The organism is Burkholderia sp. ABCPW 14, assembly GCF_001523835.1.
Lineage (GTDB): Bacteria > Pseudomonadota > Gammaproteobacteria > Burkholderiales > Burkholderiaceae > Burkholderia > Burkholderia mayonis.
Genome location: NZ_LOVS01000184.1, coordinates 1 through 6,721, shown reverse-complemented (window position 1 = coordinate 6,721; position 6,721 = coordinate 1). Strand labels below are relative to the sequence as shown.

The window sequence follows — 6,721 nt, the reverse complement described above, 5'->3', positions numbered from 1 at the left end:
TCGCGCCCCGCGTCAATATCCCGCTTCCGACAGGTTCGTCGCTCCTGCAACGTCGATTTTGAAACTTGTGTCATGCCGCCGTTACGTGACGCCGCCGGAAAAGCGCGGATTTTGACCGCCATCGACAGCTGTCCTCGAGCTTTGCGTCGACGCGCGCCGCCAGTAGCGCGAACGTCTGGATCATCCTGTCGACGTGCAGATCACCGTGACCATTTCCGATCCCGAGCCGCGCGCCGATCTTCGGATAACGTTGGGTAAACTCCGTCAGGCTGCGTAACAGCAGGCCAACCTCGCATTCGTAGTGCGGCAGCAGCGGTTCCATTCACCTTCCATGCAGATCTGTCCCCTATATTCAAGATATAAGAATCGCAAAACTTGAGTCAGCTGGGGGCAAGCAGTTTAAAATCCACCGACGAATAATATCCTGCCCCTCCACTGCGGAGTTCCGAGGCTGCCATGCAAATGTCAGATATTGCGAGTTTTTTGGGTCTTCAGACCAACCGGCTTTTCACCATTGAGACGCCAATGAAAGGGCGGTCTGATCTGGTGCTTATCGATTTTCAGTGCGCCGAGGGTCTATCTCAAAATTTCGAGATTCATGTTCGTCTCGCTTCGCAAGATCCGAATATCGAACTGAAAAAATTGATCGGCCAATCCGTGTCGATTACGTTACAGCTGACCGATGCGTTGGCGAGCTCGGAGGAGCGGTACTTTCACGGCTACGTCGCCAACTTTGCGCACCTCGACAATGATGGTGGGTTCGCGGTCTATAGCGCGACGATCGTGCCGTGGTTATGGATGCTGTCTCGTCGTCGCGACATTCGAATTTTCCAAGAGGAGAATACTGAGGCCATTCTGTCGAAAGTTTTTCGAGAGTACGGGAAGATCGCTTCGTTCGAGTTCCGACTGTCGAAGGGCACGAAGAATCGCAGCTACTGCACGCAGTATCGCGAAACCGATCTGGAGTTCGTCGAGCGACTGATGCAGGAAGATGGTCTGTTCTTCTTCTTTGAACATGCGAAGGACGGTCACAAGCTGATCATCACGGAAAACTCAATTGCCGCGACGCCGATCGACGGCCGCAGTCCTCTGCTGCAGTACACGAAGGGCGAGGCGCTCGACAATCTGGCGGTGGTGACGTCCTTCCAGGCCAGCAGACAGCTGGAATCTAACAGCGTCGGCTTGAAAACGTTCGATTACAAGGCACCGCATGCGCGCCGGTTTGTATCGGGGGGCACTGAGGTCAATCAGGGCGAAGTGCCGTCGTACGAGGTCTACGACTACCTGGGGGAGCACGGCTTTGCCGACAGCGACCGAGGAGAGGAGTTGACGCGCTTCAGGACGCAGGCGCTTGCGGCCAACAGCAAGGTCTTCGTCGGAACGAGCACTAGCCGGCGATTGTCGCCGTGCCGGTACTTCGAACTGGACGATCACTACGACCACGATAATGCGAAACCGGAGGATCGCCAGTTTCTGATCACGTCGGTGACGCACAGCGGCACGAACAACTATCAGGCCGGCGAGGGCGCTGCGACCTACCGTTGCAGTTTCACGTGTATCCGCAAGAAGATCCCGTATCGCCCGGCCTTCACGATTGAGCGGCCGTCGATCATCGGACCGCAAACCGCGATCGTCGTGGGGCCGGAAGGCGAGGAAATCTATACGGATAACCTGGGCCGTGTGAAGGTGCAATTCCATTGGGACCGCCTTGGCGAGCGCAATCAAGGCAGTTCGTGCTGGGTTCGTGCCGGGCAGCCATGGGCCGGACGCGGGTTCGGGATGATTCAGATTCCACGTATCGGTGACGAGGTGGTCGTAATTTTCCTGGACGGAAATCCTGATCGCCCTCTAATTATCTCGAGCGTTTACAACTCGGGGAACATGCCGCCGTGGGGACTGCCCGCGAACGCGACGCAGAGCGGGATTCTGACGCGCTCGACTAAGACCGGTAACGTCAACACGGCCAACGCGATTCGCTTCGAGGATAAGAAGGGCGCTGAGGAGGTTTGGCTGCACGCTGAGAAGGATCAGCGCATCGAGGTTGAGCACGACGAGTCGCACTGGGTCGGCAACGATCGCAGCAAGAACATCGACCATGACGAAACGGTGCACGTCGGCCATGATCGTACGGAAACGGTCGACAACAACGAAACCATCAACATTGGCGTGGATCGTACCGAAACCGTTGGCAACAACGAAACGTTGACGGTAGGTGGTAATCGGGACGAGACAATCAAGGGCATGGAGAACGTCCTGATTGCGCTCACGGCTACCGAAACGGTCGGACTCGCAAAAGCTCTGACTGTTGGCGGCGCGTATACGGTGACGGTAGCTGGCGCGATCAACACGGCGGCCGGCCTTGCCAGCGCTGAGGAAGTGGGACTGTCGAAAACCACGATGGTCGGCAAGACTTACACGGTTACCGCTGGTGATCGCATTGAGCTGCGAACCGGGAAGGCGTCGATCGTTCTCGAAAGCAGCGGCCACATTACGATCAGCGGGACGAGCATCGACATTCTCGGTTCGGATGCGGTGAAGGTGGACGGCAAGACCGTCGACTTGAACTGAGCGCGACGGCGATGGAGTTTCGTAACCTCACGCCATTGCATGCGATGGCATACAGCGCCGTCGACGTGCCCGGCAACGAGATTCACGTGGTTGCACTCAAGGCGGTGTACCGGCTTGAGCCGGTGCAGTCACGTGACGCAGAAGGCGATACGCACCGTTGCGTGCTGCTGGAAGGCGATAAGGCAGTCCCGTTGGTGATGGCCGACGAGTACGAAGGGGAGACGGGCACGAGCAGCGTGAAGCGGGAAAGCGATCTCGCGCCCTTCAAGCCCAAGTGCGACGTTTTGGTTCGTGCAACCGCACACGCGCCGCATGGCGTGCCAGCAGCATCGTGGCCCGTTCGAGTGCGAGTTTTCGATGATGGCAATATGGTCGTCGACAAAGGGCTTCGAGTAACTGGGGCACGCTCTTTTACCAAAGGCTGGCGTGGATGGAAACTCGGTGATCCTGAGCCTGCGGTGGCTGTGCCTGTCCGCTGGGAACAGGCATATGGCGGAGCGAGCCGCGTCATGCTCGCGGCAGGGGAAACGGGAGCGAGTGCTGAGCTTGAATTGAACGAGGTCTGCTTTACCAACCCACTCGGTCGCGGCTGGGTGGAGAAGCGATTCCTCGACCGAGCGACCCACAAATCGGTTGTAGCCTCACCGTGCGCCTCATCGACGCTCATACCGCGGTCGAAGATTTCCGAGATCCCGGCGCCGCAGATTGAAGCATGGGACATCCCGACGGCCAGTCTCGATGTCGTTGAGCATTCGACTCCGGCGCTGGATTCCACGCAAATGAAAGACGTCGCGACTAGCTACGCCGCGACGCCGGCCGGTTTGGGCGTTGTAGGTCGCGCCTGGACGCCGCGTCTGCAGTTGGCCGGGACTTACGATGACACGTGGCATAAGACAAGGTGGCCGTACCACCCTGTGGATCATGACTTCCATTACTGGAATGGTGCGCCGGCAGACCAGCAGATTGCTTGGCCTGCACCAGGGCCGGCTTTTGAGCTTGCTAATCTAGCGGCGCCGGAGCATACGCGAACAGGATTTCTGCGCGCACACCTTCCAGGTCATCGCGCCCTGGTAGCGCTCCGTTTCAAGGATGGTGAAATTGTGCCAGTCGAAATGAAGCTGGACACGATATTGATCGATACCGAGGAAATGCGCGTATCAGTAACGTGGAGAACGGTTTTTCCGTTGCAGCCGGCTGTGCGGGTCTGCGAGGCACGTTTTGAACTCGATCGACATGCGCCTCTGCTGCGCATGCGGGCCCAGGAAACAACGAGTGAACCGGAGGACACGTGGCAGACAACGTAATGGCCCGGAAGGACGGCCAGTGGACCATTGTGTCGATGATGCCCGACGTGTGCAAAACCCCAATGGGGAGCGGCACACCACCCGTTCCGTATCCGGTTACGGCGAGCCTTGGCGATAGCCAGATGACGTCGAAGACGGTATTTGCAAACGGGAATCCGATCGTTCGGTTTGATTCGAGTTTCGCGCCGGATACGATCGGTGATCAGGCCGGTGTGGCGGATGGAGTCGAAAGCGGAACCGTGGGTGCGAAGTGTTGGCCGATCGACCATAGCAAGACCGTCCGGGTCGAAAGCAAGATGGTCGTGCGCCACAGCGACCAGTTCTGGATGAATGGCAATTACGTTGGAAAGGACGCAAAGGCTGCCCGTTGGCGAGGTCGAAAGGCGCAAATCGCCGAGGCGCGGGAGAAGGCTGCTTCGATGCCACCGGGGCAGGAACGGAGCAAGCTCGAAGCGGCAGCAGATCGCTTCGAGCAAAACAATACGGCGGTCGAAAAGGCGCGCTTGGCAGAGAACGTTTACCACCCGGGGCAGGCGGCGCCGGAGGGATGGACGAACGTTAGCAGCGATCCCGCAAAGCTGGCCCAATTCAAGTTGAAGCCCAACGATTTTTCAATACCGGGCACTAACTTTCGTGCGCAGGTCTATGAACCCGATCCCGCAGTTTTCGGGAACGACTTCAAGACGCAAGTGGTTTTTCAGGGGACAGACAAGTACAAGTGGTCCGACTGGGCCAATAACTTGGCCCAAGGGGCGAACAAGAACTCGGCCTATTACGATCGTGCAGTCAAGATCGGTCGAGCGCTTCAGAACAGCGGAACTGACGTCGACATTGTGGGGCATTCGCTAGGCGGCGGCATGGGTTCGGCGGCATCTCGCGCGAGTGGGTTGGCCGCAACGACGTTCAACTCGGCAGGCCTCAATCCCGCGACGGTTGCACGCTATGGCGGGACGCCGGTTGCATCCGATATTCAGGCATACCGGGTGGAGGGGGAGATTCTGACGAAAGTCCAGGAGGGCAGTAACGGCATGATGCCGACAGCTGTTGGCACGCCGCACATCCTTCCAGGAACCGGCGGCGCAGTGGCGCGACATGGCATGAATCAGGTCATCGACGGAATCGAAGCGCAAAAGACCGCCGATCAGGCTGCGATCGCTCAGGAGATTCGGCCTTGACAACCAACCTGACAACGTCAGCGACAAGAAGCGCAAAGCACCGGCTACGTTGGAGGTCGATGGCGGTAGTCATTGCCTCTGCACTAACAATCATTGCAAGTGGATGCAATATGAGTGCGAATTCACCCAGCAAGTATTTTGACGGCAGTTATCTGTCTGCTGCCAAGGCAATCAGCGATGGCGATACTGCTCAACTGAAATCGGTGTTGTCCGGGCTTGACGTGAACAAGCCTGGGCGACAAGAGATGACGTTGCTCTGGTTCGCGATCTCGGCTAAGAATTTTCCTGCGATTAGCGAACTGATCGCGCACGGCTCCAAGCCGGACACCCAGATCGCGGAAGGCTTGGGTAGTGCGATGTACTTCGCGATCACCAATGAAGATCCTCGTTATCTGAAAGCGATGCTCGATGGCGGCTTGTCGCCGGACATGGTCGATAGCGACGGCACGAGTCTGTTGCAGCGAGCTATGGAAGGCAATGGCGCGATGGAGCGGGTGAAGCTGCTGGTCGAACATCACGCGAACATCAATCATCGCGACAGCATTGGCGGGACAGCACTGGATTCCTCGCTCGACGTCGGCAAGCCGGACATTGCGATTTTTCTGGTTGAGCATGGCGCTGACGTGAACGCACATACGACGAATGGCGTGAGCGTGGCCTACTCGGTACAGAGGGACATTGACGCATTACAACCGGAGGCCAAGCAAGCATCGGTCACAGATATCTCGCTTGACAAGGCTGGGCAGCCGGTTAGAACGACTCAAACGCCGCCGGCGCCCGGCTTGTCGCCCGAAGGAAAGGAGCGCCTGGAAAAATTCGAGAACCTGCGCACACTGATGATCGAGAAGGGGGCGAAATTCCCGCCCGATCCGCCGGCGAAGGTCCGAGAGCAAATGAGCCGAAAGTGAGTCGGGGAGAGCATCGTGGGCGATAAAGGCAACACTGTCGGCAGACTGTACGGTCAGGCGATCATGTCGAGCGCTCCCGCATCGTCTGCCAATCCGCCAGTGAAGGCGGAAACACCAGAGGAGGAGGGTTGGTTCTCCAAATGGTGGGGTAACACGAAACACGAACTTAGTGAGGCTGCAGATCAGCCCTGGGAGGCGACCAAAGGGGCGGTCAAGGGGATTGCCAATATCCCGTCCGACATCGGGGAAATGCTGATCAAAGGTAGTACGCTCCAAACCGCAGGTGAAATGGAGCAAGCCGCTGCGATGCAAAGCGTGTTCGGGCAAACGCAGTCTGCCGAGGCGCTGACGCAAGGGGCACAGGAGGTTAAGGCAAGCGCTGACTCTATCGAGCTACCCAAGTTCAAGATGAGTAATGCAGCCCAGGCCGGTGGTGACAAGATTGCGACGGCGGTGTCGCTCGCTGCTGGAGGGGCTGGATTAGTCAAGGGCGGGATTAGAGGTGTAGCGGCCTTAGGTAAGGTTGGTGCTGCTGAAGGGGCTGAGCTGAGTAAAACTGCTGCGGCTACTGGGAAAGTGCTTCAGACTGAAGGGACTATTGCAGAGGGGGCCAAGACTGCGGATGCGGCTACGAATGCTTCTAAGAAGCTGTTGCGAAATTAAGTTTCGGGTCTGTTAACTTTTCCGACTTGGTGTTAACTTCCTGTCTTGTTTTGCCTGACAGGAAGCGATGCCTAAAGAACTTGTAGACGACGAATTGTGGTCA

Annotated in this window: 6 protein-coding genes; 5 read left to right on the top strand and 1 reads right to left on the bottom strand. The window is 57.7% G+C overall.

Features of this window, described 5'->3' with window-relative positions; all coding sequences use genetic code 11:
• Positions 1-70 precede the first annotated feature (70 nt).
• Positions 71-322 (bottom strand): type VI secretion system baseplate subunit TssF, encoded by a 252-nt coding sequence (locus tag WS62_RS27635; protein WP_066577693.1) that lies wholly within the window; start codon positions 320-322, stop codon positions 71-73.
• A 134-nt stretch (positions 323-456) separates the two neighbouring features.
• Between WS62_RS27635 and WS62_RS27630 the strand changes: the two genes are divergently transcribed.
• The 5 genes from WS62_RS27630 to WS62_RS27610 all read left to right on the top strand — a co-directional run bounded on the left by WS62_RS27630 (position 457) and on the right by WS62_RS27610 (position 6,618).
• Positions 457-2,568: a type VI secretion system Vgr family protein gene (locus WS62_RS27630; RefSeq protein ID WP_066577691.1), complete on the top strand. Its 2,112-nt coding sequence runs from the start codon at positions 457-459 to the stop codon at positions 2,566-2,568.
• A gap of 11 nt (positions 2,569-2,579) precedes the next feature.
• Positions 2,580-3,872, top strand: a complete 1,293-nt coding sequence (locus tag WS62_RS27625) for a DUF2169 family type VI secretion system accessory protein (RefSeq protein WP_156441167.1) — start codon at positions 2,580-2,582, stop codon at positions 3,870-3,872.
• Positions 3,857-5,047: a PAAR-like domain-containing protein gene (locus tag WS62_RS27620; RefSeq protein ID WP_231748433.1), complete on the top strand. Its 1,191-nt coding sequence runs from the start codon at positions 3,857-3,859 to the stop codon at positions 5,045-5,047. Before WS62_RS27625 ends, WS62_RS27620 begins: the two co-directional genes overlap by 16 nt.
• 110 nt (positions 5,048-5,157) lie before the next feature.
• Positions 5,158-5,955, top strand: coding sequence for an ankyrin repeat domain-containing protein (locus tag WS62_RS27615; protein ID WP_066577687.1), 798 nt, complete (start codon positions 5,158-5,160; stop codon positions 5,953-5,955).
• Between the two features lie 15 nt (positions 5,956-5,970).
• Complete coding sequence (locus tag WS62_RS27610; RefSeq protein WP_156441166.1) at positions 5,971-6,618, top strand: hypothetical protein; 648 nt, start codon at positions 5,971-5,973, stop codon at positions 6,616-6,618.
• The last annotated feature ends 103 nt before the right edge of the window (positions 6,619-6,721 follow it).